This window comes from Alistipes provencensis (genome assembly GCF_900083545.1).
Taxonomy (GTDB): Bacteria; Bacteroidota; Bacteroidia; order Bacteroidales; family Rikenellaceae; genus Alistipes; species Alistipes provencensis.
In genome coordinates this window covers 2,420,643-2,439,621 of record NZ_LT559262.1, presented here as the reverse complement: position 1 = coordinate 2,439,621, position 18,979 = coordinate 2,420,643, and the positions used below count along the sequence as shown (strand labels likewise).

The window sequence follows — 18,979 nt, the reverse complement described above, 5'->3', positions numbered from 1 at the left end:
GTAAATCACCGAAATACATGTAACCCAAAAAACAGACAAATGAACAAGGAAATTTCACTGCGCAAGATCCTCCCCGTGATGTTCGGATTCTTCATCATGGGATTCGTGGACATCGTCGGGGTCTCGACGAGCTACGTCAAGAACGACTTTGCGGGCATGAACGACACGATGGTCAACCTCATCTCGCTCTCCTGCTTCCTCTGGTTCTTCCTGCTCTCGATCCCCACGGGCATGCTGATGAACCGCATCGGCCGCAAAAAGACCGTCCTGCTGAGCTTCGCCCTGCATGTGGCCGCGATGATCGTCCCGCTCGTCGCCTACGACTTCACCGCCGTGCTGATCGCCTTCGCCCTGATCGGCATCGGCAACACGCTGCTGCAGGTGTCGCTCAACCCGCTGGTGACCAACGTCATCGCCGGGGACAAACTCACCGGAACGCTGACCCTCGGACAGTTCGTGAAGGCCGTCAGCTCGTTCCTCGGCCCGATCATCGCAGCCGCCGTGACGGGCAGTTTCCTCGGCTGGAAGATGATCTTCCCGATCTATGCCGCCATCTCGCTGCTGGCCCTCGTCTGGCTCTGGATGACCCCGATCGCCGAACAGAAGGTCGAAGGCGCCGCCGTCTCGATCGGACACACCTTCTCGCTGCTCAAGGACAAATACATCGTGGCCTTTTTCATCGGCATCCTCGTACTGGTGGGTGTCGACGTGGGCATGGGCATCACCTTCCCCAAGCTGCTGATGGAGCGCTGCAACCTGCCGCTTACGGACGCCGGCATGGGCAACAGCGTCTACTTCTTCGCACGCACGGTGGGCGCATTCCTCGGCGGCATCCTGCTGATGAAGCTCCCCGAACGCAAATTCTTCACGGCCAGCGTATTCGTCGCACTGGCAGGTCTCGTAGGCATGATCTTCTTCCACGGGCTCTGGGCCGTGCTGGCCTGCGTCGCCGTATTCGGAGTCGGTTACGCCAATCTGTTCTCGATCATCTTCTCGATCTCGATGCAGCGCGTTCCCGAACGGGCGAACGAGGTCTCGGCCCTGCTGATCGTCGGCGTGGCGGGCGGCGCCGTCATTCCGCCGATACTGGGCGTCATCACCGACTCGTTCGGGTCGCAGGGCGCCGCCATCATCGCCCTGAGCATCGTATGGTTTTACATGGTATTCCTCATCGGCGCGATCAACGCCCATTCGAAGAGAGCCTGACCGCCGGAAATCTCCCGGTTACTACCAAGGGGCGCATCCGACGGATGCGCCCCTTCTTTTGCGAGGGACGGCAGCGGCGGCACCAACCTGCTCCCCCGGCGAAATGCGGCGGAAAGCCAATAGACCATAAAAACTCCCGCACCTTTCGGTACGGGAGCACATTCAGACCGCAGGTCAGAATTATTTATTACCCGGAGCTTCGTCCTTTTCCGTATAAGGATCGTCCACCTGCCATTTGTTCGCGGGAGAGCCATCCCCGTTCTTGTTTGCATTGGCCAGCGCATCGGGCATCTCCTTGACGGAAGGAACGGTACCCAGCAGCTCATCCCGGTGGGGATCGATCGTCGAATAGACCTTGATCGTCGCACCGCGGTCTTTCCACGCGTTGTAGATCGGCGTCCAAGCACCCTCCAGCGTATGCTCGATCAGGAAATGCGAGTCGATCAGGATCGTGGCGTTGTCGGCCACATTGAAACCCTGATTGGCATTGTTCCAGACCATCGCCATCTCTCCGACCTTCGTCGGTGTGCCTGCATAGATTCCGGACTGGTTGCGGCGGATATCGAGATACGTCACAGCCGAATTAGGTGCGTCAATTCCGCCTCCGGTCTCATAATTGCTGATCTCCAGCCACCTGAGCCAGTCGCAGTTGTGCACGTCCACATGGGTCAGTTTGGGGCTGTCGTAGCAGCGAATACGGTAGGCATAAGGAGGACCGACAAACTTCTCAAGACTGGCGGCGCGCTCGAAATAGAGCTCGATTCCCTTGGCCTCCCACTTCGAAAGATCGACCTCCTTGATGTTGGGCATCCCCCAGCAGGCTACGCCGCCCGTCAGACTCTTGAAGAGTTCGATACCTTCCAGCGAAACAGCGGCACAATCGGCCAGATCGAGCGCAAAAGAGCCGCCTGCATTAGTCATCGCAGCGGCAGCATTGACATCGAGCAGCCCCAGCGATGAAAATTTCACTTTCGGATTCCGGTCGGCATTGGCCAGCACGCTGCGCAGGGCGACATCGGGAATGTACCCCTCTTCAACGCTCGGAAGCGTGAAGGTGATATCGCCCGAAATCGCGATTTTGTCATAACCCGGGCGGTCGAGATAGACCTTCACCGTCTTGTCGAGATAAGCGGCACCGACGTTCACGCCGAATGAAATACGGGTGGCTTTTATCGTCAGCACATCTTTCGGGACCCGATCATAGACGGTTGTGCCATCCTTGTCGTAAGCGATATAGACATAATCCTGAACATCATCGAATCCCGAGCCCGTGATTACGATCGCATCGGCGATACCGGCTTTTATAACACCCTTTACTTCGTTGGTAATTTCAATGGGGTTGGGGGGGGGTGGCGGAGTTTCCGTGTCTTCTTTATCGTCGCCGCAGGCGGCAAACATCGTCCCGGCCAGCAGGGAAAGGGCGAAAAATTTAAATGCAGATTTCATTTCAGGTAATTGTTTTACAGGTTTTACTATCCGGTTGTTTATCCAAAGCCGGTACGGTGCTTCCCCGAAAGGAAGTCACCGCACCGGTTTGAAAAGAGAAATCACTCGGTCACGTCAGGCGTCCATGCATTGTCCACTCCGCAGGCTCCGAGGGCATCGGCGGCGTCCTTATACATCGGGACCGTACCCAGTTTTTTGGAGTTGTCCTTCGACGAGTAGACCTCGATCGTCGCACCGCGTTTCCATGCATCGTAGATCGTCATGTAGCCATAGGTCTTGCCGTCGTAGCCGCCGTCCGAATTATACGAATACTTGTCGAGCAGGAACTGATAATCGACCAGAATCCGGGCGTTGTCCGCCACTCCGAACCAGCTTTTTCCGACAAAAGGAACCCAAGCGCTTTCCGCGGACGGATTGTCGTCCTTCGAGTTGGGATAGCCTTTCCAGCCCAGATCCGGCGCATTCTCGACGGGACCGCCCATCTCCTTAGCCGAACGGTCCTTGCGGATATCGAGGTAAGTCAGGTTATCGTAGATATAATCCGCTTCCTTATTCGCATACACCTGAGCATTGTACAGCCACTTCGAGCGGGACAGATCGCAGTACTCCAGCTCGGGGGCTCCGGTAAGGTGCAGCGCATAGAGACCGGGACCTCCGATAAACTTCTTCAACTTCGGCAGACCGCCTCCGGCATCGTTCGCAAAGAACGCAAAGTAACCGACCGACGGAGCAGCCTCCCATTTCGAAAGGTCCATCACCTCGATCTCCGGCATCAGCCACGCGGCGATCGTCCCCTGAAGGCTTTTGAAAAGCTCAATGCCCTCCAGCGACTTGGCCTTGCAATTATAGAGGTTCAGGGCGTAGCCGCCTGCGACGCAACCCGTTTTCAACTGCGCGGCAGCAGCCACATCGAGCAGGCCGTAGGAATTGAAAAGTTTCGCAATCTCGGGATTTCCCTCGTCCTTCCCGGGATTGGTAAGCGTCGCACGGAACTCGGGATCGGGAATGTATCCCTCGGCAACGGTCGGCATCGTGAAGGTCAGATCGTTCGTGAGCTCCATTTTTGTCGCTGCCCGGTCGAGATAAACTTTGAAGGTCTCGCCGAGATACCCGGCGGTGATGGGCACTCCGAACGAAATGCGCCCCGACTTGATCGTCAGCACATCGTCCGTGATGCGTACATATTCGGTCTTGCCGTCCTTCTCATAACCGATATAAACCCAGTCCTGAGCCGGATCGAAACCCGTGCCGACGATCTCGATCGCATCGGCAAAGCCGGCTTTCACGGACCCGCTCAATTTGTTCTCGACGGTTACATCAATCCCGGGGGGGGGTGGCTCGACGATGGTCGACCCTTCGTCGTCACCGCCGCAGGCTGTGGACATCGTACCGACCAACAGCGCCATTGCGAAATAATCAAAAATTCGTTTCATCGTTTCTAAAAATTGGAGTGACACCCCTAAATTAAAATGCTATTCGGTCTCTGAAGGAGTCCATCCGTTGGCTCCCGTCAGCGTCAGCGCACCGTTATCGTCCTTATACATCGGAACGGTACCCAGCTTCTTGGTGATATCCTTCGACGAATAGACATCGATCGTCGCACCGCGCGTCCAAGCACTGTAGATGCAGTTGTAGCCCGAACCGTCAACACCCGTTCCGCCCCACTTGTCGAGCAGGAACTGATAGTCTACCAATACATGGCTGTTGTTGGCGATCCGGAACCATGCACCGGCCAGCAGCGGGCACCATTCGGTCTCAGCATGGCAATAGCCTTTCCAGCCTTCTTTACCTTCCCCCTCCTCGGGGCCGCCCTTTTCAGTACCGGTACGCAGTTTACGGATATCGAGATAGTTCACATTCGATTCGCCGTTAGCGGAACTGAACAACTGGAAATTGTACTGCCAACGGGAGAGGTGCATGTCGACTTTGGTCAGTTTCTCGCAGTCATAGCAATCCAGACGACCGATCGAAGGACCTCCGATCACCTCTTCCAGAGCAGTGGCACGCTCCATATTGATAAAGATCGGACCCGAACTCTTCCACTTCGAGAAATCGGCCACTTTCAAGGACGGAACATCGTTTCCGGTCAATCGGGTTGCCCCCGTAAACAGTTCGATGCCTTCGAGCGAAGTAGCCGAGCTGGCATAGATATTTACCGTCTTAACTGTGGCCGCCTTGGCGACATCGAGCAGACCGTATGCGGTGAACATGGCAGCGATCTCCTTATTTCCCTGCTGATCGTGCGTCGACCGCAGCGTAGCCCGGAAATAAGGATCGGGAATGTACCCCTCGGCAACGGTAGGCATCGTGAAAGTCAGGTCGTTCGTAAGCGCCATCTTCGTCGTCTCACGGTCGAGGTACACCTTGAAAGTCTTGTCGAGGAATGCGGCATCGATGCTCACGCCGAACGAGATACGGCTCGACTTGATCGTCAGCACATCGTCCGTGATACGCACATATTCGGTCTTGCCATCCTTCTCATAACCGATGTAAACCCAGTCCTGAGCCGGATCGAAGCCCGAGCCCATGATCTCGATCGCATCGGCGAAACCGGCCTTCACCGATCCGCTCAGCATGTTGTCGACGGTTACACCATCAATTGTCGGTCCGGGACCCGGCTTCGGTTCGTCCCCCTTGTCATCATCACCGCAGGCGGTGAACATTGCGCCGGCCATCAGTGCCATCGCAAGAAGTTTCAGTGTTTTTTTCATAATCATTGCTTTTTTGGTTGAGGTTATTTCAGTTCCTGTCACTTTAGTTCCATCCGTCGTTCTGCCAGTTCTCGCCGGTCAGACTGAGCATCTTGCGCACCTCATCCAGACTGATCGGATACTTGAGGTACTTGGAGGTATAACTCTGACGGTCAAACGAGAAGCGGGAGTAGACCTTTTGGCCGTCCGACAGCTCGATACGCATGCCCGTCACCCGTTTGTCGGTCTTCGAAAGATCGCCGTCGGGCTTCGTCCAGCGGCGCACGTCGAAAAAGCGGTGCTCCTCGAAAGCCAGCTCCACGCGGCGCTCGTTACACAAGCGCAGCCAGAAAGCATCGCCGTTGTCTGTCACACCCGGCATTCCGACGCGGGCGCGCACGGCATTGACCGCATCACGGGCGCTCATTGCCACGCCGTAGGTCACGGTAGAGGTCGTTTCGTTGTCCTCGTCGTCCGTCACGGTCTCCTCCACGTCGGTAGCCGGAGCCTGCTGGTCGGCATTGCCGTAGGCCCGGTAGGCCGCCTCGGCGAAATTGAGGTAGAGTTCCGCCAGACGATACATGCGGATATAACCGTCCTTGTTGCCGCCGCTGGTGCTCGACTGCGCATTGCTGAACTTGCGCAGGTAGTAACCCGTGCAGGTGTTACGCCGGCTGGAAGGCGACAGCGACAGCCCGCAGTTGCCGCCGACATAGGTTTCGACCCCGTATTCGCCGTTTTCGAGTTTCACCTTCACGCCGTCGTAATAGATGGTCGAATAGAAGCGCGGATCGCGGTTCAGGTACATCTTGTCCGAGCAGTCCACATACCCGAAATCCCGGGCTTTCTGCGAAATATTCGGCGTACCGTCGGCATTGTAGGGATTCGCCAGATCGAGCAGCGGAGTCGATTCGGAGCCGTCGGCGTTCAGGACCTCGTAGGCGTCCACCATCTCCTGCGTGGGGCAGGCTCCGGCCGACACCTGACCGTCGTCGATCGGCATGCCCGCATACTGCCACACGAGGCTCTGCTTCTGACTGCCGTAATTGGTAGGCTGGTAGAGCGTTTCCGTGTCCCAGCCGCCGGAACCGGGATACGGGGCGAGAAAATACTTGTCATAGGCGGCCAGACCCGTGCTGGACTCGTCGGGGAATGCCGTAGCGTCGCCGACAAGCGCCAAACCGTGGCCGGTGCTGAGATCGAGCGCCTGCTTGGTGATCTCGGCGGCACGCGCCCAAGTATATTTCTCGGTCCCGGCATAGTCATCGGCCCACAGCGGACTGGCCGCATAAAGCACAGCCTGCGACTTGACAGCCCAGATGGCTGCACGGCTCAACTCGGGATTCGAGTAGCTCAGCAATCGCTGCGACCACTGCAATGCGTCATCAGCGGCAAGCGCCTTGTCGCACGATTCGATGATGAAATCGACGCACTGGGCGAAGCTGGCCCGCTTGTCCTTCGAGTAGTCGTGGTCCCGCTCAAGCGCCTCGCGAATGATCGGAACCCCGCCCCAGCGCTTGATAAGCTGAAGATAACAGTAGGCCCGCAGGGCATAGGCCTGCGCGATCATCTGATTCCGCTGGGTGTCCTCATAGTCGGTTTCGAGCGTGGGGTCTTCCAAGTATTTCAGGGCCTCGTTGCAACTGAAAATGCAGTTGAACAGCCCCGACCAACGCTCCGTGCCCGAATTTTCATTGTTCCACCACAACGGCATGCTCGCAGCGGAAACACTCCCCCGGTACCAGTCATAAACAGCCGACGACTGGGTAACCTCCTGCGCCTCGTCGCAATAGGCGGCCATCATGTAGCCGCTGGCGGTGAATCCCGCCGCAGGACCCGTCTCGACAGGCACATAGAACGACGACTTCAGGTGCTCATAGGCACGCGCCAGCAGTTCGTAAATGCTGCGCATATCTCCGGCACGGTCGTCGAGCTCGCTGTCCATTTCTTTCTGGCAGCCGGCGTTACCCAAGAGCAGGGCCGCCGCAGAGAGAGTCAGTAAAAGGATATATTTCATTCTTTTCATAACGATTCGCTGTTATCGGATTAAAAATCGAGTTTCACGCCCAGATTGATCACGCGCATCGGCGGCAGTTGGGTCATGCTGCCCGTTTCGGGGTCGATCACCTTCGAATCGAGAGCTGACGACGTGAACAGGTTCTGTCCGCTGAGTACGATCTTCAGCCGCTTGATGCCCGCGTTGCGCATCAGACGCGCCGGAAGCGTGTAGGAAAGCGAAGCGTTCTTCAGCCGCCAGAACGAACGGTTGACAATATTGAAATCACTGTTGTTATTACTGATCGACGCGCTGTTGTAGCTCAGGGCCGGATGTTTGATCTCCGCACCGGAAGCATAGCGCTCGGGCGTCCACGCCGCCTTGTGCAGGTCGTTGAAAATACCGTTGGCATCGCGCTCCGTCTGGTAGCTGACCCCGCCGTAATAGCCCGTCACACCCTGAAACATCAGGTCCAGTTCGAGCCCTTTCCAACTGAAACCCGCACGGATGGTCGTGAAATCGGTCGGAAGGCTACCTTTGCCGATGGGCGACAGGTCCTTCTCGTTGACAAGGCCGTCACCGTTCACATCCCGGAAGATGAGGTCGCCCTTACGCGGCGTTCTGATCTCGGAATACATCGCCGTATACTTCGCCAACTCCTCGTCGGTCGAAATGTAGCCGCTGCCGTTGCTGCGGTCGACCAGATAGCCGAACTGCTGGCCCAACGGATAGCCGTCCACCCGGTGGGAATAGGCATAGCCCTTGTAGCCGTTGCCATCGCCGGGATAAGGCATCTCCCCGGTGTAGATGACCTCGTTCTTCGCATGCGAGTAATTCACGCCGGCGTGGATGCCCCATCCCCGGCCGAGCTCCGTCGCATAGGAGACGCCCAGCTCGATGCCGCTGTTCTTCATCCTGCCCTCGTTGACCTTGCGGTAGTTGCTCACATAGATGCCCTGATAAGCGGGAATCCGGCTGCCCTCCTCGATCAGCATGTTGTCGGTACGACGGCTGAAATAGTCGAACGTCAGGTTCAGTTTGTTCCAGAGTCCCAGATCAAGACCGTAGTTCTGGGTCTTATGGATCTCCGGCTTGAGGTCAGGATTACCCAGCAGGCGGACATCGCCGTTCTTCTTGATATAGTCCATGTACATGTAGCGGTAGTAGCCCACCTCGAAGTCATCGAGGGCGACCTCTCCGTAAGAAGCACGAACCTTCAGCAGGCTCAGCCACTTCACATCGCGCAGGAACGACTCGTTCGAAGCGACCCACGCCGCCGAGAAAGCGGGAACAAACGTGTAGCGGTTGCTGCGGGCGAATATATCGGAAGCCGTCAGGCCGAACGTCGCACCGACCACATAACGGTCGTCGTAGTTGTACGAGAGGTTCAGACCCGTATTGTGGTCATCGTGCGGAAGCCCCACGGCGGGAAAATCCGCATTCACATCATCCAACTGCTCATTGGTATAATATGTATAGAGATGAGCCTCCGCATTGTGCCTGCCGAAAGAGCGTTTGTAGTCCAACTGGGCGATATAGCTGATGGCGTACTGGAACACGCCGCTCGCACCGCCTGCCAGATTGGTGTCCAGATTGGAGCCCAACTGCACGAAATCGCCCTGCGTATAGTCGTAGTAATAGCGGCTGAAATCCTGCGTCATGTAGTTGTGACGGTCGTTGCTCGACTGGAAAGCCAATTTGCCCGTCACGCTCAGGCCGCGCGTCACGAAATCCAGATCGACCGTAACGCCTGCGTACGTCGAAGCGTACATGCCCGTATATTTGGTGTAACCCGAGCGGTTCAGGATACCGTAGGTCGGCGTGGAGACCGTCTCCATCGTCGTCACGCGGCCGTCTTCGGTCGTGGGTCCGACCATCGTCGGCGGCAGCGAGAAGATCGTTTCGTAAATTCCGCTGTTGGTATAATTGTTCCCCGCAAGCCGGTCGTTGCGCACGTTACCCGCCACACCGGCGAAAGCGCGGACGTGTTTGGAGATGTCCACGTCGATCTTCGCGCGGAAGTTCACCCAGAAGCGGCGGGGTGCGGCCACATATTCGTCGGTCTCCTGTTTCAGGAGCGAAGTCTGGTTCATGAAGTTGATGTTCGACCAGACGCGCGTCCGCTCGCTGCCGCCGCTGAGACTGATACCTACCCGTTCCATCGTACCGAAATTGCGCACGAAGTCGTCGTAATAGTTATTGTCGGGATAGAGCGGATCGTTGCCCGACCTGATCCGGGCGACCTGATCGTCGGAGAAGGGAGCTGCTCCCAGCGAGCCGTCGTTCGCCCACGCCTGATTGCGCAGCGTCGCATATTCGTAGGAAGAGGTCGTCTCGGGCTTGCGGGCGATCTGCTGCAGGGAGAAATCGGCCGTGACCCGCACGTCGAACGCTCCGGGAAGTCCCGACTTGGTATTGATGACGACCACGCCGTTGGCGCCCTTCAGTCCATAGATGGCCGTGGCGGCAGCATCTTTCAGCACCACGATGTTCTCGATCTCGGCAGCCGTCAGGAATTCGTAGTTGTAATCCTGCATAACGATGCCGTCCACGACGAACAGCGGCTGCGTCCCCTGATTCGAAGAGATGCCCCGGACATATTTATACACGCCGGCATTTCCCGGGTCGGAAGAGTATTCGAGCGTTCCCAACCCCAGTATCTGACCTTCGAGCATCTGGCTGAGGCTCGCATTGGGTACGTCCTCGAGCTGCCGGCCCTGAATGGCCGAAATTGCCTCGCTGAGCGTTCCGCGGCGGCGGATCACGCCGTAGCCGTAATCCAGCAGGTCATCCTTGTGTGATTCGTCCGTGCGCATCGTCACCTTCATATCGGGCGACGCGGGAGCCGAAACGGTGCCGTAACCCACCGTGCGGAAACAAAGGTTCGGAACATCCGTCTTCAGTTCGAAACGGCCGTACAAATCCGTCGTACCGAGCATTTTCCCGGCGGCATCGGTAATTACGGCCTGATAGACCGGCTCTCCGGCAGCATCCGTGACGATGCCCTTGACAACCTGCTGCGACAAGGCCCCGGCATCCTGCGCCTTCAGGAAGCCGCACGGAAAGGCGACGAGGAGTGCGAGCAATATAGCTGTATATTTGATTTTCATTCTCATAATCGTTTCCTGTTAAAGATTACCACCCGGAATTCTGCCAGCGTGTATTCGTCAGCGAATAGAGGTTATTCGCCTCGTTCTCGGGAATCGGAAGCAGAACGTCGCGCGCCTGCGTACTGGCGTTTTTCAGGTCACCCACCCGGCGCTCATAAGTGTAAGTATCGTCAGGATTTTTCGTGATCCACATGGCAGTAAGGCTCTCGCACGGTATCTTGAAGTATTTCTGATACAGTTGCGAACCATTGAAAGCTTCGGCCCAGCGGCGGACGTCGAAATAGCGGCACTCCTCGTAACAGAGTTCCACCATGCGCTCATGCCTTACGCGCAGAATCATCTCCGCCTGCGTCAGGTTGTCCGGCAGAGCCGGCATGCCCACACGGTTGCGGATGGCATCCACCTGCGCCTTGGCAACATCCAACTCCCCGGCCTCGGCAGCGGCTTCGGCCAGATTGAGCTTGATCTCCGCCAGCCGGAAGAATTTCCAAGGAGCCGCATCGGCCTTGTTATCGGTCGCATCGACATCCGGAGCAATGTATTTCCGGTAATAGTACCCGGTACGCGTGAAGCGGTTTTCGCTGGTATCGTCGCTGATGCCGTTTTCACCGCCTACGAAAGTCTCCACGGTACGGAGCACCCCGCCCCACAGAATCTGGTCTCCGTTGCGGATGATGCAGGCCTCCATACGCGGATCACGGGGAGCCGCATAGGGATCGTCCGCCTTATACCCCAAATCCAGCGCCTTCTGGTTGTAGTTGGGCGCTTTGGCGGATGTATAGGGATCGGAAAGATCGAGCAGCGGCTCGGCCACGGTTCCGTCGGCGCTGAGCACCTCATAGGCATCGACCATCTCCTGTGTCGGCACGACACCGGCACGGGTCGTATTATTGGGCCAGTTCAGGGCGCCGATATAGTTGTGGTCGACATAATTCTGCCGACTGACGCCCTGATAGATCGTCTCCCGGTCATCGGCCGAGGTCAGCGAGATCGAAGTGAACAGCTCCTTGTAGGCGGCAGCCTTCCCCGTATAAAGTCGAGGGTTGGAAACCGAAGTTTTCAGGGCGTATCCGTTCGACTCGAGCGCCGTCACGGCCTGTTGGTTCACTTCGAAAGCGGTCTTCCAGTGCGACAACTTCTGGTCGGCGGAATAATCCTCGCTGTGTACCGGGCTGGCTGCGAACAGATAAGCCTTCGACTTGATGCACCAAGCCAACGCCTTGGTCATACGCTTGCCGTCGGACGGATTGTCGATCCGCCACGGCAGTTCGTTCGTATTGATGGCGGCCGTACACTCGGCGTCGATCAGTTCGGCCAGCTCCCAGACGGAACGCTTTTTCAGCGTCGAATAGTCGTAACCGTCGGGATAACCGTTAGGCTCGTATGCGAAAGCCCCGAACCATTTGAGCATCTCCAGCATGTAGTAGGCGCGCAGCGTATGCGCTTCGGCCCGCCAGCGGGCGCGCTCGCTTTCGGAATTGACACCCGCCTTATCGATATACTGCAAAAAGGTCGTGCAATACCGAAGCTGCATCATGTAGATGCTATAATAATTCTCCGTAGGGCCATTATAATCGCGTATCGGGTGCGAGGAGGCCGTACCGCCGCTCGTGTACATCTTGGCGGGAATGGCGTCGTTGATCGTTCCCGAAACCAGATACCCTTCGTCCGACAGCGCCGTCGGGGCGTTGCAAACCCAATAATAAGAGGTACCCTTCGTCGGAAGGTAGATGTAGCAGGTGTTCAGGTAAGCGGCCGTTTTGTCGTGGTCGGCAAAAATCTGGTCGAGCGTTTCGCGGCCGTCCGGCGTAGTGTCGAGGAGCGAACAACTCTGACCTGCAAAAGCCGCCAGCAGTACAGCACCGACATATCGTATGATTTTCATAATTGCTGAAATTTTTGAGGTTTTAGAGTTTGAGCTGTACGGAGAAACTGATATTGCGCGTCAGCGGATACTGGTTCTCGTTGTCCTGCTCGGGGTCTATGCTCTGCGCCTTCATGTTGTTGGTGCTCCAAAGATTCTGTCCCGAGATGGCAAGGCGGATTCCGCCGATGCCCATCCGCTTCATCCACTTCTGCGGAAGCGAATAGCCGATCTCCAGATTCTTCAGGCGGACGTAGGACATATCGCTGACCACATAGTCGTTGCGGTCGTTCACACCGTTGCCGGCCAGCGTATAGCCGGACCGGAGCGCCTGATAGGTAATTTTCTCGCCGCGCTCGAAACGCTCCTTGGTCCATGCGTGGGTTTCCCACTCGCCGGTCAGGTGACCGTTGCCGAACATACCCAGAACATATACGCCCTGCTTATGCCCCACACCCTGCCACTGCATGCTGAAATCGAGGTTCTTCCACGACAGCGACATCGATGCGCCATAGGTAATTTCGGGAGTTCCGGAGGGATATCCGTAAGGGATCTGGTCCTTGTTGTCGATCTGTCCGTCCCCGTTCTGGTCGACGAATTTCCACTGACCGAGGAAAGCGTTGACAAAACCGCCCTGCTTGTACATAGCCTCGTATTTCGCCATGTCCTCATCGGTATTGATATAGCCGTTGCCGGCCCCGTCCTCGTAGTCGACCTGCAGCACCCAAGTCTGCCCGATCGGGAAACCGGTCTGACGATAAGGGTAGAGATAACCGCCGCGGCCCGTCTGCAAACGCACCTCATCGGCTTCGAGGACCTTATTGCGGGCGAAGTTGTAGTTACCCGACACGGTAATGAACCAATCCTTGCCGAGGGCCTTCTGCCACCCGAGCACCATCTCATAGCCGTGATTCTCGACCTTGCCCATGTTCACGCGGGGCAGCACGGAGGAGGGAAGGCCCTGAACCTGAGGCACCGTCTCCCGGGCGACGAGAATGTCGTCACGCATCTCCCTGAAATAGTCGAAGTTGAACGAGAACCCATTCAGGAAGTTGATATCGAGACCGTAGTTCTGCTGCCGCGCCTTCTCCCATTTCAGGTTGAGATTACCCAGCATCGAGGTGGCGACGTAGTTGCCGCGGCCCAGCGATGAAATAACGGTACCGTTGTTCACATAATTCTGATTGTAAGCCACACGCACGTCGTCCAGATAGAGGAAGCGGCTCTCACCCAGACGGTCGTTACCCACGATACCGTATGACGCGCGAATCTTGAGGAAATCGATCCACTTGCGGTCGATATTGTCCTTGAAGAACTTCTCTTCGCTCAGCGTCCAGCCCACGGAGACTGCGGGGAAAACACCCCACCGGTTCTCCTTGGCGAACTGTTCCGAACCATTGATACCTACGTTGACCTCGGCCGTATAGCGATTGTCATAGGTATAGGTCGCACGGGCCGACATGTAGAGCATGTTATAGGGCAGGTAAAGCGAAGCCGGCGAGTTGCTGACCGAGTTGTCCAACTGACCGAGCAGCATGAAATGCACATCGTGCTTTTCATTGAACAACTGATCGTAATTGAGCGAAAGCTGTGTGTTGAATTTGTAGTAGGAGCTCTGTCCGCGGCCACCATCCAAGAAATTCAACCCCTCGGTATCGGCATGAATGCCGTCGAACGCAACGTCGGTATGGTCCCACGTCCAATAGGACGGATCGTCGGCACTCTTGCCCTGATAGAAGCCATAGCGGTTATACGCCTGCGTCGCCTTGGTAAAGCCCGAGGCATAGAGGTCGTAGGAGAACATCGCGCGGAACTTCAGACCCTTCACCAGTTTCTTCATATCCCAGTCGAGCGAGGCGCTGGTATTGACCGTGGTCTTCATCTGTCGGATGTAACCGCCCTTGTTCATACGCGGATAGAGCTGATAGCCCGAGCCGTCCTGCACCCAGCCGCCCTCGGGCAGCGGATCGCCGTTCTTGTCGACGGCGCCTGCGGGAAGCGACGGACCGGGAGCCGTCGGCGGCACACGGTTCAGACCGCCCAGAATATAGGTGGTACCGGCGGCATCGAAATTAAGATCGTTCGAGGTATCGAGACCGTCGCCCCAGACGATTCGGTTGACCTTGTTGAGATAAGAAGCGATATTGAGGCTGAATTTCAGGTCGTCCGTGATCTTGTAATCCACGTTCGCACGCACGCTCACGCGCTTGAGCCAGAAACTCGGGTCATAACCGCGCGTCGACTCGGGCAGGAACTTGAAAACACTGCCCTGATCGATATAGGAGGCATTCATGAAGTACTGAAGACGGTCCGTACCGCCCGAAACGTTGGCGTTGATCTTCCACTGCGAACCCATCTGCGTATATTCGTCATAGGGGTCGCGGTTGGGGAAGAACGTGGGATCAGCCCCGCTCTTGAACTGCTGGATCTGCCACTCGTTGTACACGGGAGACTTGCCGTCGTTGGCGGCTCGCTCGTTCAGCAGGGCGGCATAATCCCACGAATCCATTTTCATGGCGCCGCGCCAGAGAATCTGCTGGAAACCGTAGTCGGCCGTAATGGTTACGGCGGCCTTACCGACGCTGCCCCGGCGCGTAGTGACGTAGATCACACCGTTGGCGCCGCGTACACCGAACACGCCCGTAGCGGCCGCATCCTTGAGGATGGTCACGTTCTCGACCTCGTTGGCATCGAGCGAACTGAGGTCGTCACGGGGCACGCCGTCGATCAGGATCAGCGGCGAAGAGTCGCCGGTGGTGCTGACGCCGCGCAGTTTCATATTGACCTTCTCGGCTCCGGGCTGTCCCGACGTCTGCGTCACGGTCAGACCCGGCAGGCGGCCGGCCAGCGCCGTGGAAAAGTTGGAAACGGGAGCGCGTTTCAGATCGGTATTGCCGACCGAAGCGACCGAACCGGTCACGGAGACCTTTTTCTGGGTACCGTAGGCGACCACGACCACTTCGTCGATCACCTTGCGGTCGGGTTCGAGTTTTACGGTGAAATTAGTGCGGGAACCTAAGTCGAGCTTGACGGTTTTGTACCCCAAATACATGACGGACACCGTTTTGTGGAGGGGGGGGGGAAACGGTGAGCTTGAATGAGCCGTCCAACCCGGAGTTGGTTCCGATAGTGGTGCCGTCGACGATGACGTTGGCTCCCACGACAGGCATGTCGTTTTCGTCGAGCACCTTGCCGGTAATCTCATGCGATTGGGCAAACAGACTGCCCGGCACACACAGCGCGATCATCCACGCGCCGACCGCGAGCCACCTGACCACTCCGGCACAGAATTGCTGACACGGTAGTTTAAAATGATTCATAGGCGTTAATTTGTAGTTTCTTGTATCAGTTTATTCAGGACCGCCCGGAGGCGGTTCCGTTTGGGTATTTCCGAATCTTACGCCCGCATCGGGCTTCCTGCGCTCGTTTTCCAGTCCCGGAGCATTATGCAATCTTCAATTTACTTAAACGATTAAGTAAACAGGGCTTAAAAAAGATGAACCGGCAAATTTACGGTCTGCCATGGGGATTCATCTCCAGCCGAACATCCGAAACACTGCGTCGAAACTGGTTCAGCTCTTGTGCTTCAATAAAACAACACACAATATAACAGCCAATTACAAACTCTGAAACTGTTACCCCCGTCTGCACCATACCGCGTTCGTTTCACTCCGACACATCTCACTCACGCCTCACGCGGCAACGGTTTTCAACTTAATTGATCAAGCAATCGACAGTCAAAAAACCGTTTCTCCAACACAAATATAAGTAAAAATTCGAAACACCTACCGATTTTGCAAGAAAAAAACAGAAAAAAATCGACTTTTAATTATACCTATATATATTATCAGCATTAATAAACTAACCGGTTAATTAATAAAATATTTTCAAATATTCCCGACACTAAAGAGCCACAACCACCGTAAGATAGGCCATTGGCCATGAACCGGAGAGCTGCGAAAAAAAATGTGCGGATTTTCTATAAAAACAGAGTAATAAATTTTGATATTCAAAAAAAAGAGGTAATTTTACATTCGAATTTTAACGGTTAAGTAGATGTTTAGGTTGTTGTAACGGCATTTATACGGCCACGAAAAGACCCCGGGAGGGACCTTTTCGTGGTCCGGGGCCGTCCTGAAAGCGGAAAAACGGCTTTCAGCGCACAATAACAAACCTTAATCGAGTAAAGAAAATACTAACCAAGAAAAGGACAATCCGATATGAACACGACATTTACCAAACTGACCGCCGCCCTTGCGCTGCTTTTCGCCGCAGGAAGTCTGACGGCCGGCGAGAAAAGTTCGCTCGACGGCAAATGGAGACTCGACTACTGGCCTCAGGGAGACACCCCGATCGTATCGCCTGCCGATGCCCGGCAGGTCGAGATGAAAACCATCGACGCCACCGTTCCGGGAAACGTGGAGCTGGACCTGCTGGCCGCGGGGCTGATCGAACAGCCCGAGATCGGCAGCAACGTCTACGACCTGCGCCCGTGGGAGGGTTACCAGTGGCGTTACAGCCGCACGTTCACCACGCCCGAACATGCCGACGGCGACCATATCCAACTCAATTTCAACGGCATCGACTGTTATGCCGACGTCTGGGTCAACGGCCGGCAGGTCGGATCGGCCGACAACATGCTCATCGAGCATCGTTTCGACATTACCAAGGCGCTGAAACCCGTCGGCGAAGAGAACACGCTGGAGGTTTACATCCGTTCGTCGGTAATCGAAGGCCGCAAGTACATCCCACCCACGATCAGCTTCAATTTCGCACAGGTCGAGTCGGTCTACTCGCGCCGTGCACCCCACACCTACGGCTGGGACATCATGCCGCGGCTGGTGAGCGCCGGATTGTGGCGCGGCGTGGAACTGGAGGTGCTGAAACCCGTACATCTGCGTGACGTACATTGGTTTACGACCTCCGTAGACGTTCCCAACAAGCAGGCCATGGTCTTTTTAGACTATACGATCACACTGCCCACGGCCCTGCAGGACGGTAAGATCACGACGGAATTTTCGCTGAGCCGCAACGGCAAGCAGGTGGCCATGTACCGCGCCAAGGTGACGTCGCATGCGGCACGCCACCTGCTCGGGCTGCAGGACGTCGATTTCTGGTGGCCCCGCGGTTACGGTGAACCGGCGCTCTACGATGCCGAGGTGAAACTGATGGACGAGGCGGGCAACACGCTCGACATCGACCGCCGCCGCATCGGTATCCGCACCGTGAAACTCGACCTCACGCCTACCCACACGCCCGAAAATCCGGGTCGCTTCTGCTTCATCGTCAACGGCGAGAAGATTTTCGCCCGCGGCAGCAACTGGACTCCGATGGATGCCCTCCACAGCCGCGACACGCAATGGCTGGAACGCACGTTCGATTTGGTTACCGACCTGAACTGCAACATGATCCGCTGCTGGGGCGGCAACGTCTACGAGGACAGCCGGTTCTACGAACTCTGCGACGAGAACGGCGTGATGGTATGGCAGGATTTCGGCATGGGATGCACCTTCTACTCGCAGCGCGAGGAGTTCTCGCGCGCCATCGAACGCGAAGTCACCTCCGTGGTGATGAAACTGCGTTCGCACCCCTCGATCGCTCTCTGGTCGGGCAACAACGAGAACGACCAGACCCTCGCATTCGGCCTGCTGGCCCCGTTCCGCATGGACCCCAACCGCGACGTCATCTCACGTCAGGTGATCCCGATGGTGCTCTACGAACTCGATCCCACGCGCAGCTACCTCCCCTCGTCGCCTTACCTGAGCGAAGAGGTTTACCGGAACGGATATGCCGTACAGCAGCTTCCGGAGGATCACCTGTGGGGACCCCGCGGTTACTACAAAGACCCGTTCTACACCACTGCCAACTGCCTTTTCGTCAGTGAGATCGGCTACCACGGAATGCCCAACCGGTCGAGCCTCGAAAAGATGTTCCCGGCAGAAACGGTCTACCCGTGGACCGACAAGAAGGAGTTCCGCTGGAACGAGGACTGGCTCACCAAGGCCGTTCGCATCTTCAAGGAGTGGGGCTACACGCCCGAGCGCAACAATCTGATGATTAACCAAGTCCGCCTGCTCTTCGGAGAGGTGCCGACCAAACTCGACGATTTCATCTTCGCATCGCAGTCGGTGCAGGCCGAGGCCATGAAATTCTTCGTCGAGATCTACCGCGGCAACAAGTTCGCCCCGAAGACCGGCATCCTGTGGTGGAACATCCGCGACGGATGGCCCCTGATCTCGGACGCCGTGGTCGACTACTACTTCTCGCCCAAGATGGCCTACTGGTTCCTGCGCAACGTGCAGCGCAACGTCTGCGTGCTGGTCAACGACGCCGCGGACGGCAGCCACCCGCTCGTCGCCACCAACGACACGCGCAGCGCCGCCAACGGCACGATCCGCGTCAGCGACGTGGCCACGGGACGCGAGATTTTCCGCGGCAGCTACACCGTTGGGGAGAATGCCCGGGCGGAGATCGCCCGCCTGCCCGAAATGAAGGGTCAGGGCATCCTGCTGATCGAGTACACGACGCCCGAAGGGTCGTTCAAAAACCATTACCTCTACGGCAATGCGCCGTTCAAGCTGGACGAATACCGCAAACTGCTTCGCAAAACGAACATATACGATCTCTGAATAAATACCTCTTTACCTCTCAAAATGGCTACAACGAA

At 56.7% G+C, this 18,979-nt stretch carries 10 protein-coding genes; 2 read left to right on the top strand and 8 right to left on the bottom strand.

Annotation, left to right across the window (positions count from 1 at the left end; translation table 11 throughout):
• Positions 1-39 precede the first annotated feature (39 nt).
• The gene (locus BN5935_RS09480; protein ID WP_064975897.1) at positions 40-1,206 is read left to right on the top strand and encodes an MFS transporter; all 1,167 of its coding nucleotides are present in this window, start codon (positions 40-42) and stop codon (positions 1,204-1,206) included.
• Between the two features lie 180 nt (positions 1,207-1,386).
• Here BN5935_RS09480 and BN5935_RS09475 read toward each other — a convergent pair whose 3' ends face one another.
• The 8 genes from BN5935_RS09475 to BN5935_RS15155 all read right to left on the bottom strand — a co-directional run bounded on the left by BN5935_RS09475 (position 1,387) and on the right by BN5935_RS15155 (position 15,632).
• Complete coding sequence (locus BN5935_RS09475; protein WP_235821067.1) at positions 1,387-2,652, bottom strand: hypothetical protein; 1,266 nt, start codon at positions 2,650-2,652, stop codon at positions 1,387-1,389.
• Between the two features lie 101 nt (positions 2,653-2,753).
• The gene (locus BN5935_RS09470) at positions 2,754-4,085 is read right to left on the bottom strand and encodes a hypothetical protein (RefSeq protein ID WP_235821066.1); all 1,332 of its coding nucleotides are present in this window, start codon (positions 4,083-4,085) and stop codon (positions 2,754-2,756) included.
• 39 nt (positions 4,086-4,124) lie between these two features.
• Positions 4,125-5,363, bottom strand: coding sequence for a hypothetical protein (locus tag BN5935_RS09465; protein ID WP_235821065.1), 1,239 nt, complete (start codon positions 5,361-5,363; stop codon positions 4,125-4,127).
• A gap of 43 nt (positions 5,364-5,406) precedes the next feature.
• Positions 5,407-7,368 carry a RagB/SusD family nutrient uptake outer membrane protein gene (locus BN5935_RS09460; RefSeq protein ID WP_235821064.1) on the bottom strand — a complete coding sequence of 654 codons (1,962 nt, stop codon included), beginning with the start codon at positions 7,366-7,368 and terminating at the stop codon, positions 5,407-5,409.
• Between the two features lie 20 nt (positions 7,369-7,388).
• A complete protein-coding gene (locus tag BN5935_RS09455) occupies positions 7,389-10,448 on the bottom strand; it encodes a SusC/RagA family TonB-linked outer membrane protein (RefSeq protein WP_064975894.1) in 3,060 nt (1,019 codons plus the stop codon).
• Between the two features lie 25 nt (positions 10,449-10,473).
• Positions 10,474-12,333: a RagB/SusD family nutrient uptake outer membrane protein gene (locus tag BN5935_RS09450; RefSeq protein WP_064975893.1), complete on the bottom strand. Its 1,860-nt coding sequence runs from the start codon at positions 12,331-12,333 to the stop codon at positions 10,474-10,476.
• A gap of 22 nt (positions 12,334-12,355) precedes the next feature.
• Entirely contained in the window at positions 12,356-15,364 is a 3,009-nt protein-coding gene (locus BN5935_RS09445) for a SusC/RagA family TonB-linked outer membrane protein (protein WP_064975892.1), read from the bottom strand.
• Positions 15,315-15,632, bottom strand: a complete 318-nt coding sequence (locus tag BN5935_RS15155) for a carboxypeptidase-like regulatory domain-containing protein (protein WP_147625800.1) — start codon at positions 15,630-15,632, stop codon at positions 15,315-15,317. Before BN5935_RS15155 ends, BN5935_RS09445 begins: the two co-directional genes overlap by 50 nt.
• A gap of 900 nt (positions 15,633-16,532) precedes the next feature.
• On the opposite strand from BN5935_RS15155, the gene BN5935_RS09440 reads away from it, so the two are divergent.
• Entirely contained in the window at positions 16,533-18,941 is a 2,409-nt protein-coding gene (locus BN5935_RS09440; RefSeq protein ID WP_064975891.1) for a glycoside hydrolase family 2 protein, read from the top strand.
• Positions 18,942-18,979 lie beyond the last annotated feature (38 nt).